At 60.1% G+C, this 13,287-nt stretch carries 11 protein-coding genes; 1 reads left to right on the top strand and 10 read right to left on the bottom strand.

Annotated elements, in window-relative coordinates; translation table 11 throughout:
• Positions 1 to 146 precede the first annotated feature (146 nt).
• Together B5F70_RS00050 and B5F70_RS00045 are read right to left on the bottom strand one after the other, a co-directional pair.
• Positions 147 to 1,490, bottom strand: a complete 1,344-nt coding sequence (locus B5F70_RS00050) for a PTS transporter subunit EIIC (protein WP_087203528.1) — start codon at positions 1,488 to 1,490, stop codon at positions 147 to 149.
• 50 nt (positions 1,491 to 1,540) lie between these two features.
• Entirely contained in the window at positions 1,541 to 3,007 is a 1,467-nt protein-coding gene (locus tag B5F70_RS00045) for a glycoside hydrolase family 1 protein (RefSeq protein ID WP_087203527.1), read from the bottom strand.
• A 183-nt stretch (positions 3,008 to 3,190) separates the two neighbouring features.
• Here B5F70_RS00045 and B5F70_RS00040 point away from each other — a divergent pair, with 183 nt between their 5' ends.
• Entirely contained in the window at positions 3,191 to 4,222 is a 1,032-nt protein-coding gene (locus B5F70_RS00040; protein WP_087203526.1) for an AraC family transcriptional regulator, read from the top strand.
• A 159-nt stretch (positions 4,223 to 4,381) separates the two neighbouring features.
• Here B5F70_RS00040 and B5F70_RS00035 read toward each other — a convergent pair whose 3' ends face one another.
• The 8 genes from B5F70_RS00035 to B5F70_RS00005 all read right to left on the bottom strand — a co-directional run bounded on the left by B5F70_RS00035 (position 4,382) and on the right by B5F70_RS00005 (position 13,208).
• Positions 4,382 to 5,104, bottom strand: coding sequence for a glucosamine-6-phosphate deaminase (locus tag B5F70_RS00035; RefSeq protein ID WP_087203525.1), 723 nt, complete (start codon positions 5,102 to 5,104; stop codon positions 4,382 to 4,384).
• A 32-nt stretch (positions 5,105 to 5,136) separates the two neighbouring features.
• Positions 5,137 to 6,981: a PTS transporter subunit EIIC gene (locus B5F70_RS00030; protein WP_087203524.1), complete on the bottom strand. Its 1,845-nt coding sequence runs from the start codon at positions 6,979 to 6,981 to the stop codon at positions 5,137 to 5,139.
• Positions 6,971 to 7,834 carry a PRD domain-containing protein gene (locus B5F70_RS00025; RefSeq protein WP_087203523.1) on the bottom strand — a complete coding sequence of 288 codons (864 nt, stop codon included), beginning with the start codon at positions 7,832 to 7,834 and terminating at the stop codon, positions 6,971 to 6,973. Before B5F70_RS00025 ends, B5F70_RS00030 begins: the two co-directional genes overlap by 11 nt.
• 164 nt (positions 7,835 to 7,998) lie before the next feature.
• The gene (locus B5F70_RS00020; RefSeq protein WP_087203522.1) at positions 7,999 to 8,802 is read right to left on the bottom strand and encodes a radical SAM protein; all 804 of its coding nucleotides are present in this window, start codon (positions 8,800 to 8,802) and stop codon (positions 7,999 to 8,001) included.
• Positions 8,803 to 8,812: 10 nt separating this feature from the next.
• Positions 8,813 to 9,730, bottom strand: coding sequence for a three-Cys-motif partner protein TcmP (gene tcmP / locus B5F70_RS00015; protein WP_158094892.1), 918 nt, complete (start codon positions 9,728 to 9,730; stop codon positions 8,813 to 8,815).
• Positions 9,731 to 10,005: 275 nt separating this feature from the next.
• Positions 10,006 to 11,043: an ATP-binding protein gene (locus B5F70_RS00010; protein WP_241145850.1), complete on the bottom strand. Its 1,038-nt coding sequence runs from the start codon at positions 11,041 to 11,043 to the stop codon at positions 10,006 to 10,008.
• Positions 11,044 to 11,300: 257 nt separating this feature from the next.
• Positions 11,301 to 11,438 (bottom strand): RNA-binding domain-containing protein, encoded by a 138-nt coding sequence (locus B5F70_RS10995; RefSeq protein ID WP_343283714.1) that lies wholly within the window; start codon positions 11,436 to 11,438, stop codon positions 11,301 to 11,303.
• A gap of 282 nt (positions 11,439 to 11,720) precedes the next feature.
• Positions 11,721 to 13,208, bottom strand: coding sequence for an ATP-binding protein (locus B5F70_RS00005; RefSeq protein ID WP_256363440.1), 1,488 nt, complete (start codon positions 13,206 to 13,208; stop codon positions 11,721 to 11,723).
• Positions 13,209 to 13,287 lie beyond the last annotated feature (79 nt).

Below are 13,287 nucleotides of genomic sequence, written 5' to 3'. Positions count from 1 at the left end.
CGTTTAACCCCCTCCCCGGCCGAGGGGCTTCCTGCTCGAGGCGATGCACAACAGGCCGCACCGGCATTACACCGATGCGGCCATACGCGCTTTCTGTGTACCGGAGACTGCGCACTATGGACGAAGCCGTCCCTACCGCGACCCCCTTACGGCTCTATGGGCTTAGTGAACGCAAACGCCACGCCCGCGGAGATGGCAAACGATGCCACCAGGCAGATGAGGATGGCGATGATGTTCCACATAGCACCCGAGGGATCCATGTACACGGGCAGCGAAGTGATACCGGGCATGACGAAGCCAAAGCACTTGACGCCCAGAATCTGCGCGAGCGCACCGCCGACGCCGCAGCCCACCATCGCGCCGATAAGCGGCGTCTTGTTGGGTACCTGAACGGTGAAGAGCGCCGGCTCGGAGATACCCATGAACGCGGAAAACGCGCAGGTGATGCCCGCAGAACGCATAGCCGGATCCTTCATGCGCAGCGATGCCCCAAAGGACGCGCCGCTCTCGGCCAGGTTATGGCAGAACGAGACGGGCAGCAGATAGTCGTAGCCCATCTGGGCGATGTTGGCGATTTGGATGGGCGAAGTGGACTGGTGCATGCCGAAGAGCACGATCAACGGCATGAAGAACCCAAGCAGGAAGCCGGCGACGGGGCCGAGCGTGGAGAAGAGCCACACGATGCCGTTCGCAAGGCCGATGCCGCACCAGGCCCCGATGGGTGCCAGCAGCATGAGGTTGAGCGGGATGACGATCATGAGCGAAAGCGCGGGCACGACCACGAGCTTGAAGAGGTCGGGCACGAAGCGATCGATGGCATGGTACACAAGCGAGAGGCCCGCCACTCCAAAGATGACCGGAAAGACCGAACTGGAGTAACTGAACTGCGGAACAGCGATACCGAAGAGTGTAAAAGCGATCTCGCCCGACTCGACGGCGGCGGTAAACGTCGGATAGAGCAGTGAGCCGGCGACGCATACCGCCAGAAACTCGTTTACGCGGAACTTGCGCGCCGAGGAGACCGCAAGCAGGAACGGCAGGAAGTAGAACGGGATATCGGAGATCATGTTGAAGAGCGCCCAATCGCCAGCGCTCGTGTCAACGCCAAAACCGGCCACGATGGCAAGTACGCCCTTGACGATACCACCTGCCACCAGCGCGGGAATAATGGGCGAGAAGATGCCGGTGATGGTGTCCATGAAGTTGAACTTGGTGCCAGCGCCGCCATCGCCCGTCTTACCGCCGCCCAGAAGCGGCTCGAACTCCATAAAGACGTCGCTCACCTTGGGTCCGATAATGATCTGCCACTGACCGTCTTTGACCTGCGCGCCCATAGCGCCGTCCATGACTTTGAGCGCGTCGAGATCCGCCTTGCTGTCATCGACGAGGTTCACGCGCAGGCGCGTTATGCAATGCGTCGCGTGGGAGACATTTTCCGCCCCACCCAACTCCTTCAAGATGTCCTGGGCGAGCTGCTTGTTGGTTTTCATGTCTTGCCCCTTTCATGAGAGAGCTTGCGTCATCAGTCGCACGAGAGCGGTTATGCGAGGTCGGCGCCGTTTGAGGAGATGCATCTCTGGTACCAGTAGAACGAATCCTTGCGGAAGCGCTCACCCGTTCCCTTGCCACCGTTGTCCAAATCGACATAGATGAGGCCGTAGCGCTTGTCCATCGTGAGCGGGCCGCACGAGACGACGTCGATGAAGCCCCACACCATGTAGCCTCGCACGTCGACGCCGTCGATAACCGCCTCGCGAAGCTGCTCGATGTGGCTGCGGAGGTAGTCGATGCGATAGTCGTCGTGAACCGTCCCATCGGACTCCAGAACATCGGATGTTCCCAGTCCGTTCTCGGCAATGTAAAGCGGCAGGCCGTAACGGTCGTACATCTGGTTGAGCGTGATACGTAGACCCACCGGATCCATCTGCCAGCCCCATTCGGACGTGGGCAGATAGGGATTCTTGTTGGCCATGACGAGGTTGCCCGCCGTCTTCTCCCAACCCTGCTCGGTGGTTGACACCTGGCTGAAGTAGTAGGAGAAGGACAGGAAGTCTACCGTATTCTCACGCAGAAGCTCGGCGTCGCCCTCAGCAAACTGAACCCGGATATCAAACTGGTCGAAATAGCGCTCCATGTAGGCGGGATAGGCGCCCCGCGCCATCACATCCGTATAGAACCAATTGGCATACTGATCGTCTTGCAGTGCCTGCAGGTTGTCCTCAGGCTTGCAGGTGGCGGGATACGTGCAGAACCGCGCAATCATGCCGCCCACGGGCTTACCAGGGAGCATCTCGTGCGCAAGCTTGACCACGCGCGCATTCGCGACAAACTGATGGTGCAGGCACTGGAACACCTGCTGACCAGAATCCTCTTCACCGGGAATGAGGCACACGCCGTCCCACGGCGCGAAACGGCCCGCATTGAACTCGTTGAACGGCAGCCAATAGTCGACCACGTCGCCGAGCTCTTCAAAGAGCGTGCGGGCGTAACGCACATAGAAGTCGATGGTCTGCCGGCTCTTCCAGCCGCCGTATTTGAGCAGCAGGTTGACCGGAATGTCGTAGTGGAGGATGGTGCAGAACACCTTGATGCCGCGCGCATGGCACCGCTCGAACATGTCGCGGTAATACGCGATGCCCTCGCGGTTGGGCTCGGGGTCGTCCCCCTGGGGAAAGATGCGGCTCCAGCAGATTGACGTGCGGAAGAGCTTAAGTCCCATCTCGGCAAACAGTTCGATATCGCCGCGATAGCGATGGTAGAAGTCGTTACCTCGGCGGTTGGGATAGAAGGTCACGGTGTCGTCGACGAGCGCGGTCTCCATCTCGGCTCGCGTGAACGGCGCCTCGTGATGCTTGCGTTCGACCTCATCATGGTCCCATGCGGGGTCGAGATAACGCAAATCTTGGGTCGACACACCTTTGCCGCCCTCGCGCCAACCTCCGTCCGCCTGCGAGGCGGATATGGCGCCGCCCCAGAGAAAATCAGCGTCAAAACCCGTTTTGAGCATGAGCGGCACGCTCCTTTCTACACGAACCCAACGCAGCGCGTTCGGTTCTTGGATGGGTTCTATGCCATGGCAAGGCTCAGTATACGGAGGAGAGAAATACGTGGTAATATCACATTTATGGTCTATCTATGACATATTTACAGGTTCCATGCACAATGACGGAGGGCGAGGGGGGCAGCGGCCATGCTAGACGACGTACTCGATCGCAGGCTCCGCGCCCATACCGCCAGTGAGGCTTGGCACCTCGCGCATCCCGGCGAGCCGAGCCCCGTGTACGACCGCACTCCGCGCGTCACCATCGACGGCGAGGACGTCCTTGTCTTCGACTGGCGCAACACCGTACGGCGCAGCGCCATCGGCCTCATCAAGGAAACGCGCTTTACCACCATCCCGCCCCATGTCAACACGGCGATGGAGCTGAACTACCTCTACAGCGGCTCATGTCGCTACGTAGTCGACGGCAGGCAGTTCGAGCTCACCCAGGGCGATGCCGTCCTCTTCGATACCGAGGCGGTGCGGAGCGTCCCTTCGAAGAAGGGCGAGGGCGACATCGTCATCGCCATCACGTTTCTACAGGAGTTCTTCGACTCCGTATTTCTCGCGAGCCTTCCCGGCGGCGGCATCCTCACCACGTTTCTCTTCGAGAGCATCAGCCATCGGCGCCAGCGCGACCACGCCATCATCGTTACCCACGAGCACACCGGCAACCTACCCGACCTCATCCGGCTTCTCGCCCATGAGTACCTCTTCCCCGACGTGTACACCGAGGACATGTTGCGCAGCTATGCCACGCTCGTGTTCATGGAGCTCATCCGCGCGCTCTACTACCAAGCGCAGCTGCAGGACCCGGTCTCCAACATCGACGACAAGACAGCGCGCATCCTCGACCACATCGAGCACAACTACAAAACATGTACGCTGGGATCGGTGGCACGCGAGTTTGGCTACAGCACCAACTACCTCGGCAATCTGCTCAAAGCCAAGACGGGCGAAACGTTCTCGCAAATCAGGCTGGGCCAGCAGATGTCCGAGGCCGCCTGGCTTCTGCTCAACACCGAGCGCTCCATCGAGGCGATTGCACACAAGGTAGGCATCACCAACATGAGCTTCTTCTACCGGAAATTCGAACTGTTCTACCAGATGACCCCGCGTGCCTACCGCAAAGCGCTCGCAGGTTCACAAGCGAGCAGACATGCGCGGGCGAACGCGGTTTGATGAAAACCCACCGCGGCCTCATGGCAAAACTGGTTGCTTGACGGTCCGAGAAGCACTTCCTGTACGACTTGGGGGCGATGCCACGTCGACGCGGCATCGCCCCCATTCTCTTTTTCTGGCTATATTAGCGGACGGGGTACCCAACGGGGCCCGTAAGCGCTACGCCACCTCGGAGAGCGCCGCCTCGTCGGCGATGAGCGCGAAGTGCGGGTGCAGCGTGAGCACCGTGGAGGGCCACTCCTCCGTCACCTCACCGGAGAGGAGCTTGGCGACCGCCTTGGCCTTCTTCTCCCCCGAGGCGATCATCACGAGCTCGCGCGCGGCCATGATGGCGCGCGGCCCCATGGTGATGTAGTAGTCCGGCACGTCGACCTCGCCGCGCTCGAACTCGTCCACGAGCCGGCTGCGCAGGTAGTCGTCGCACTCCACCCGACAGGTCCCGTCGCCAAAATGCGTGGTCCCCGGCAGGTTGCCGCAGAAGTGCCCGTCCCACCCGAGGCCGAGCACGATCATATCGAGCCCGCCGATGCTCTTGAGGTACGCATCGCGCTCGGTGTAGTTGCGCTGGTCGAGCGGGTGGATGTTTTCCTCCGCGATGCCCGCGGGAGTAAGAAACGCGCTCCGCAGCCCCGAGATGGTCACGCCCTCGCGGTCCTCCGCGCGGTAGGGAATCTCGTCGAAGTTGAAGAAGTGCACATCGTCAAAATGCCCCAGCGGACGGGCGGCGCGCACGGAGGGCACGAGGATCTCGTACATGCGCTTGGGCGTGGAGCCTCCCGTGATGGAGAGGTTGACCCTCCCCTCCCGGTACATGGCGCCCAGCAAGATGGTGGCCGCCACCTGGCTCATCTCCTCATAGTCCGCAACCTTGATGAGTCTCATGGGTGTTACTCCTCTCAATCGGCAAGGGAAAGCTAACGTGCGAGCTCGATCGCACTCAACACGATATCTCCGCGCTTGACGGTGGGATGGTTGGATACGGGGAACGCGTCGAGGAACCGCTCGGGGTCGGCGAGCGCCACGCCGAGCGCGACCTCGGCCCCCTCGGCCGCACCCGTCACCCGGGCGATGACGTCGCCGGCGGCGACGGCACCCGCTGGAGCGGCGGGCTCGAGCGCCGCCGCATCGTCGAGTGCGCAGATCAGGACCCGCGCACCGTCCGCCATGGTGACGGTCGCCACCCCGGCGTCAAACGAGAGCTCGCCCGCAGCGGGGGCGCAAACCTCGCGGTCGGTGCCCACGATGGCGACGGCGGCCTCACCGCAGCGCGCGGCGAGCGCGTTCTGTGCAAAGGAGGCGATCGGCTTCACGGTGCCGGCGACAGGGCTCACGACGGCGACGGTGCGGTCCTCGGCCTCATCTTCCAGCGAGGGCTCGATACCCTCGGCGTTGTTGGCGATGTCCTCCTTGATGACCTCGTTTTTCATCGCGAGGATGATCGCCATGGTGACGATGACGGAGACCGGCAGGCCGATGACGATGCCCATGAAGCCCTCGCCCATGGTGGCCGGGATGGTGAGCAGCGACGACATGACCATGCCGTACTCGGCCGCGCCAAACGAGGAGGCGATCGCCGCGCCCACGCCGCCGCCGATGGTGGTGGCGATGAAGGCGACCTTGTAGTTCATGATGACGCCGTACAGACCGGGCTCGGTGACGCCCAGGAAACCGGAGACGGCGCTCGAGAAGGAGATGTCTGCCATCTTCTTATTCTTGTTGCGCAGCACGAGGTAGATGGCGAGCGGCGCGGCGGCCTGAGCCATGGTGGACATGTAGTTCATGGCGCCGATGGTGGTGTAGCCGTACATTGCGAGCTGCTGTGAGACGATGGCGCGGACGGCGTGGTGCGTACCGGTGAACACGGTGAGCGGGCGGAGCGCGCCGACGACGAAGCCGGCTACCGCGGGCTGGAAGTCGATGAGCGCCTCGACGGCCAGGCCGACGTACTCGCCGATGTAGTAGCCGATGGGCGCCACGGCGGCGAGCGCCACGGGCACCATGATGACGAGGGTCAGCATGGGCGTGAAGATCACGCTCACGATGTCGGGAATGTGCTTCTCAAAGAACCGGTACACGTAGCTCATGAGCCACACGTTGAGGATGATGGGGATGACCGAGGAGCTGTAGTCGATGTAAGGGATGGCGAGCGGCCCCACCTGCATGCTGCCGAGGCCCTCGGCCGCACCGTTGATGATGACGCTCGACATGAGCGCGCCGGCAAGCGAGAGCGCCATGTACTTGTTGGTGCGGAAGCGCTCCGCCGCGGACACCGCCAGAAGGAACGGATAGAAGTAGAACATGCAGTTCGACATGAGGTCGAGCAGGACGAAGAGCGGGTCGTCCATCGCGATCCAGCCAAAGCCCCACGCGCCGTAGATGACGCCCTTGAGCATGCCGCCGCCGATGATGGGAGGCAGACTGGGGATGAGGATCGCCGAGAGCGTCTCGAAGAGAAGGGCAATGGGCGATTTCTTCTTGCCGTCCGCCTTCGCGGGGGCGGACCCTCCCTCGGAGATGCGCGTCGCGTCCATGATCTCGCGGTACACCGCGTTCACCTTGGTGCCGACCACCACCTGGAACTGGCCCGCCGAGCGCTGCACGCTCATGATGCCGTCCAGGGCCTCGAGTGCCTTGGCGTTTGCCCGGGACTCGTCTTTCAACGTGAACCGCAGACGGGTCACGCAATGCGTGAGCGAGGATACGTTGCCCTCGCCGCCGACGCCCTCGATGATGCGCCGCGCAAGTTCCTTATTGGTCATGGGATGCCTCCTCAGACGCCAGTAACCTGTTGATGTGCAAGGTGAGGTAGAGAACGCTGCTGGGCGTTGCCGGCGTGCCGTGCGCCTCCTTGAGGTAGCGCGCCACCTTGGTGGCGCAGGCGAACGACTCCGGGTAGGCGGTCTTGATGAGCGCGTTAAGCTCGTCGTTCGCGCTGCTCGTCTGGACGCGGTCGGCCTCGGGGCCCATCTGGCCTAGCAGGCAGTAGCGGAGGTGCACGACAAAACGCGAGAAAGCGCGCGTCGTTTCGTCAACCGGCTTGCCAAAGTGCTCCTCGATAACGGCGATGGCACCGCGCATGGTGGCGACCAGGTCCGCCGCATCGAACTCGCTGGAAAGACCGCCGAGCGCGTTGACGTAGTGCATGGCGAAAAACGCCGCCTCGGCCTCGGGCACATCGATGTGCGTCGCCGCGCGCAGCAGCGCGAGCGAGTGCTCCCCCGCCTGGTACTCTGCCGGGTAGAACTGCCTGATCTCCCACGCCATGGGATGGTCGATCCCCATGCCCTGGCTCAACCGCTTGATGGCAAACATGATGTGGTCTGCCAGCGTGAACACGAGCTTCTGTGGCAAGCGGTGCCCGAGGTCGATCTGGGCTGCGTCGATAATCGCCTTGGCGAGCGAGAGCAGCTTGGGCGGTGTCTCGCGCAGCAGCTCGATGTAATAGGAGATGTTGTCACCGTCCTGCATCACAAAGCGCTGCTCGATGAAGTCGCGGTTGACCTCATCGCCGGGATACGCCTTATAGCCGATGCCCTTGCCCGTCACGATCATCTTGACGCCCGACTCGACCACGAGCACGACGTTGTTGTTGATGCGCTTGAGTACGTTCATGTCGCACCTCCTTTCAATCTGTCCTCTCCTGCGGACCGTTACGAAAAAACCCAGGCCCACTCGCGTGGTACCTGGGTCATGCCGGCGATTCCGTAACAAATCCCGTTGCTATTCAATTGAATACACCGTGAGTGTACGAGGGTCTTCCGCGCCCTGTCAAGGGGTTATTCGCCAGACGGCGCGATTGGCGCGCTTGGAGCATCATCCACCAGCTGCAGGGTCCCCTTCTTTATGTGACAGGCAATACCGTTCGCGTCGCAAAATGAAATCACCTCATGCGCCAACCGGTCGTACCACACCTTAACGTTGGGGTAAGAGGAAACCACCCTGTTGTAATTGGTGCGGCCGAATATGATGCGATTCGCGAAAGAGACCTCCTCCAAGATTTCATGAAGGTCTTGCTCGATAAGATTGGGAGACGGATACGGCTCGATACTCACCCAGGTATTGCACCCCTTGTCATGAAGCTCCTTCAGCGCAGCGATGCGCTCCCGATAAGGCGCGGCGCCGGGCTCCGCCTTCTCACGATACGACTCGTCCAGCGAAATCAAGGTGATTCCGTACGAGTTGTCATGAGATAGCTCTGCAAGTTCCAAAGGAAGTAGGCCTTTGCTCAGCGCAGTCACGGGGATGTGAGCCGCATTAAGCTTCCGCATTGCCTCGACACTCATCGCGGACACCTCATCATAGCCGTACATAAACGGGTCCGTTGTAAAGCACAGGTGCACGGTGCGAATCTTAGGTTTCAGACGGGGGATCTCGCGGTCCAACAGCTCCAAGGTGTTTGAGACGAGACGCGGTTCGCACCAGTCCTCATAGGAAGAAGCGCGTCCGAACCTTTTTGCCATGAGCATAGCGTAGCAGGGGTAGGTGCAGCCGTGCGAACATCCCTGCACGTGGTTCATCGTGTAGTCACCATACTCGACCCCCGTCTTATACAGCATGGATTTCCGCACGATCGTCTTCATCTTGACCACCTCAAGCAATTGACTTAAGCAGGTGATTTGAAATAGCTTTAAAAGGCCGAATTGCCTCTTGAGAGCCTGCTGGCAACATCGAGTATAACGCGAACAGCGGGGCGTTTGTCGACGTCCTAAGTTCAGCGGGGCCGCAAACGCATTGGGACACTGTTCGCAAACGGTCTGTAGTGTAATCAATCAACTCTTTGGTCCCTCTCTGACGGGAAACTTGCTGACCCTCTTCGTCAAAAAGCGACAGCTGAACTCCCCTCTCGTGACGGTATAAATCCTTCCAGCCGTCGTCACCGAAAATGCGCGTCAAGGCACCCTCAAATTCGCGAGGAGGTAGATGATCTCCAGGAAGCATTCGGATAATTGCCCCTAAGGGGAAGAGCATCCAGATGTCGCAACGAGCGCCCCTGAGCGACTCAACGCTACTCCAGCTCAGCTGCGTTGCCCATGGGTCTATAAACATAACCCCTCGTTGCTCTTTCCAGGGAATAGATCTGACGAGCTCTGGCAGCGTATCGTTAACGTCGCCCTGTATAAACTTGCATCTAGCCAACATATGAGGATACGAGTCCTCTATACGACTTCTAAGCTCGCTCAACTTATCACCGCTTAACTCAAGAAAGCAGAAATGTTTGAACCCTCGCTCTCCAGAACGTTCACTCTCGTCCGAAACCTTCAACGCGCGCATCGATGAACCCTCGACGAACTTCCCTATCAGCTCATCTTCAAATGCAATTGAAAATTGATCCTCGCCGTACGTCCCTTCGAATCGCTGGATTCCGTTGCCCGAAAATGCATCAATGTAGTACAGCTCCGCCCAATTCTTCTTCATCATCACCTTGAGATACGAGCGGAGATAGCTCTCTACGCAATCCAGCTTTTTGATGCTCCACTCACCACCGAATGTATTCGACTCTTTTGCCATTCGCCTCGCACACATCGTAAACCTCCCTCATGTACGAACTTTTGTTCTATTATAATAAACATCGAGCACATATTCGTAGCAAATTGTTGGTTGTGGCAGAAAGCATATGGATGTGCAAGATGTGTGCCCCGGCACCCCAACATGCAAAAAGGAGTCATTGACGGGATTAGCGCATCCATGATGCATAGACACTGTTCGGGGCGACGGGCAATCGATAGTCTTCCCGGGATTGGAAAGATACCGCCATGCTAGAAACGGCATTGCCGAGCCGTTCGTCACACCAGTCGGTACGCACGGTTCCCGCTCGTCGCGGGCGCGGTGGCCTCGACAACCCTGCAGGCGATAAGGCTGTTCACGCGGCGGCGCGTCTGGCTGACGGACATGCCGCACCTCTCAGATAGCTCGCGGACAGACATCTGACCAACCTCCCGAAGCGCAGCCTCGACGAGGGCCTCGCCCTTGGACGCAACCGCGCCTCCGTCCCCATCTTCTTGAGGGCGCCTTAGGATTACCTTGAAGTGATCCATGGCGGGATAGAACTCCGGCGGCTCGAGGTCGCCCTCAGCCATCTCCGCTATCATGAGCGGAATGCCGGTGCCATTGCCCTCGGCTGGCGACCCCACGGCGCTCGGCAACGGAACGAGAGACATCAGCCTCATGATGGTAGCGTTGCGGCAACACGACCTGCCGTCAGCGAGGTCGGCACGCGATTTCCCCCAGAGTCCGCCGGGATTGATGACCTCAATACGGTCGTCAAAGATGTCGACAGTCACCGCCTCCCGATCGAAGCGATCGTTGTAGCTGCGGTGGAGCAGGGCGTTGGTCACAATCTCGCGTAGGACGACCTCGGGGATCTCCAGCTCATCGATCCTGCCGATGCCTCGCACCACCGACCGGCGCCGTAGGTTCTTTGCAATCGCCGTCACCGCGTCCTCGATCATCTCGCCGAGCGTCCCCTCGCAGACGGTCCGGTCGCGGAACCGCAGCGCGCCCGCCGACCCCTTGACGGTCCCCGGATGCACCGCGACATCAACGTGGAGCTTGGGGAAGAACTGCTGTGGACACACTCCCGCCACCAGCAGCCCCACACGTATGACTCGACCTTGTGAGTCAGTGAAGTTCAGACGTCTCAACCGCTCCGAAGCGTCGTCGGCGCCCCGCAGGGAACGCGGCGCGACAAGCAGTGCGCGGGAAAACGCCGCCTCGCACACCGCCCCGTCAAGATCGGAAACTTCCGCATCCTCAACAGACTCCCGATCGGAACGGTCGACAAGCATCGCGGACTGGATTGCGTAGAGCTCATTGGGCGACAACCTCACATCTTTATCGTCGATGCGCCGATAACTGCCCCGTGGGCCCCTCGAGCCGTTATATAGCAGGGCTTCTGTGCGGCCGGCAGCTCCTCAATGCGAACAACGAGCACCGTGCCCCCTCGTACGCCACGCGATCGATACGACACTCGGGAGGATTTGTCAGAACGCTGGGAGAACCGCAATCGCCCATGCCGGGCACAAGCCGGTCGCAGACCCTGTCGATCTGAAAATCCGCCACGAGTGCAAAGCTGTCTTTCTCACTCACACCTAAAAACCAGTGTGCCACCGTCGGTGTTGGCAAAGGCGCTTGCCGTCTTCCAGACATCCTTCGAAAGATCTCCAGCACAAGTCTTTACCTCGCATTGAGCGTAATCTCGTCTTTGGGCGCGAAGCATGTCCATGATCTCGCCGATAGACTTGTCTTTCATACATCACTCACATCCACACAGAACCGTTAGTGATAATTGGAAGTGATGTTATGAGAATTGTCACTGAAGAATGCAGTAACGCTTCTTAGCCGGCTCGAACATAAAATCGCGCGTATAGCATTACGGCGCGCGCATAGTGATTTCGCAGAAGACATGCCGCAGTGGTACATAACGGGCCCGCCCGGACAGCAAGCGCTGCCCGGGCGGGCCAAACGTGGCACCACTTAAACACAATGAGTCTCAAGTGGGCTAGTTACCGGTCCTACCCTCGCGGATAACCCAATCGCCCACGGTCTGGGTCTCGGGATCGAAGCGCACGCCGATTTTGAGAAGACGCCCCTCCTCGGCAGAGAAGGGAACCATGTACCCTTTTCGATCTATCTGGGCGAGCGCCTCGGTAGCGGGCCTAACGTACTTGAATTCGAACACATACACGTTGCCCCGCGCGCGAACCACGGCGTCCACGCGGCCGGTCGCCGTCTTGAACTCCGTCTCGATCTGGATACCCAGAAGATCGAGGATCAGGTAGAACTTGGTCTGGAACCCGCGCTCGTCGCGGCTGCCAAGGTGGTACGGGATGCCCGCCAGATATGCGCGAAGCCGCGCGAGCGCCCCGTCGAGGTCCCCGGAACGGAGACTCCGAGCCAGCCCGATCAAAAACGTGCTGTGCTCATCGAGCGCACCCTGCCCGCCCAGCCGAACCAGCCCCTCAGAGAGGCCGCGGCTCACCTCGCGATTGGGAATCCCCAGCGTATAGACGGTACTTTCGGGGTCGTACGATTTGATGGTGAGATAACCAGCCTGATAGAGCATGGACAAAGGGGTGTCCATCGACTCCGTGGGAACGTCGAAGCCCGTATCAAGCGCCTCGCGCTCCTCAAGGTCGACAATCTGCCAGCCTTTAGCAGCGAGAAGCCTGATGAGGGACGACGGCGTCCCCGTCTCGAACCAAAAGGAGCCGACCGACCCGTTGAAGAAGGCGCTCAGCAAGCTGAAGGGGTTGTAGATGTCGGGGGATTGAGCACAGAAGTGATACCCGTCGTAATGCTCCTTGAGAAGGGCGTAGGCATCGCTCGCAGTCACCCCTAGGGTGGCAGCGAGTCCCGCAACATCATCGGCAAGCTGGTTGTTGAGCTCATCTTCGGTGATGCCGCATATGCCGGCGTACGCGGGATTCATCGAGATGTTAACCAGATTGTTGAGCTCAGAGAAAATCGAGAGCTGGGAGAACTTGGTGATGCCAGTGAGAAAAACGAACCGCAGCCGCTCGTCGCACGCCTTGAGGGGAACGTAGAACTCGGGCATAACGTCCCCAAAGGCATCCAACGTTTCTGGATCGTCGATGACGTTCAGCAGAGGGGCGTCGTACTCGTCCACGAGGACCACCACACTCCCCTCGCACCCCGCCGCCGCGCATTCGATAAGAGCCGAAAGCCGCCCGCCGAGCGTGGTCGCACGACGTTCCCCAACGGCGAAGCGCTCCTCGAGAGCGCTCAAGATATCACCGAGGCGCTCACGCAACCCTGCAACCGTGACGGGTTTCACCATACTCATATCCAGCCGGATAACCGGGCTCGAAGCCCATTCCGTCTCGAGCTCGCCAGCCGCAAGCCCATCGAACAGCTCCCGCTTGCCCTCAAAGAAATCCTGCATGGTAGAGATGAGCAGCGTCTTACCAAAGCGCCGCGGACGTGAGAGAAAGAAGTATGGCTCTTCGGTGGTTTCTGTGGGAGAGATTCCGGCATAGGCCCAGCTCAGCGGGCGAAAACAACGATCTGGAACTGAAACGGCCCCGGGAGGGGCCGTTTCCGCGTCA

This window comes from Collinsella sp. An268, assembly GCF_002159765.1.
GTDB lineage: Bacteria > Actinomycetota > Coriobacteriia > Coriobacteriales > Coriobacteriaceae > Coprousia.
This window is presented reverse-complemented; position numbering and strand designations above follow the sequence as displayed.

Bases quoted from the DNA above. Each gene is read 5' to 3' on its own strand.
- B5F70_RS00050 (WP_087203528.1), bottom strand. From the start codon at position 1,490: ATGAAAACCAACAAGCAGCTCGCCCAGGACATCTTGAAGGAGTTGGGT.
- tcmP (WP_158094892.1), bottom strand. From the start codon at position 9,730: ATGGCAAAAGAGTCGAATACATTCGGTGGTGAGTGGAGCATCAAAAAG.
- B5F70_RS00045 (WP_087203527.1), bottom strand. From the start codon at position 3,007: ATGCTCAAAACGGGTTTTGACGCTGATTTTCTCTGGGGCGGCGCCATA.
- B5F70_RS00035 (WP_087203525.1), bottom strand. From the start codon at position 5,104: ATGAGACTCATCAAGGTTGCGGACTATGAGGAGATGAGCCAGGTGGCG.
- B5F70_RS00025 (WP_087203523.1), bottom strand. From the start codon at position 7,834: ATGAACGTACTCAAGCGCATCAACAACAACGTCGTGCTCGTGGTCGAG.
- B5F70_RS00020 (WP_087203522.1), bottom strand. From the start codon at position 8,802: ATGAAGACGATCGTGCGGAAATCCATGCTGTATAAGACGGGGGTCGAG.
- B5F70_RS00040 (WP_087203526.1), top strand. From the start codon at position 3,191: ATGCTAGACGACGTACTCGATCGCAGGCTCCGCGCCCATACCGCCAGT.
- B5F70_RS00030 (WP_087203524.1), bottom strand. From the start codon at position 6,981: ATGACCAATAAGGAACTTGCGCGGCGCATCATCGAGGGCGTCGGCGGC.
- B5F70_RS10995 (WP_343283714.1), bottom strand. From the start codon at position 11,438: ATGCTTCGCGCCCAAAGACGAGATTACGCTCAATGCGAGGTAAAGACT.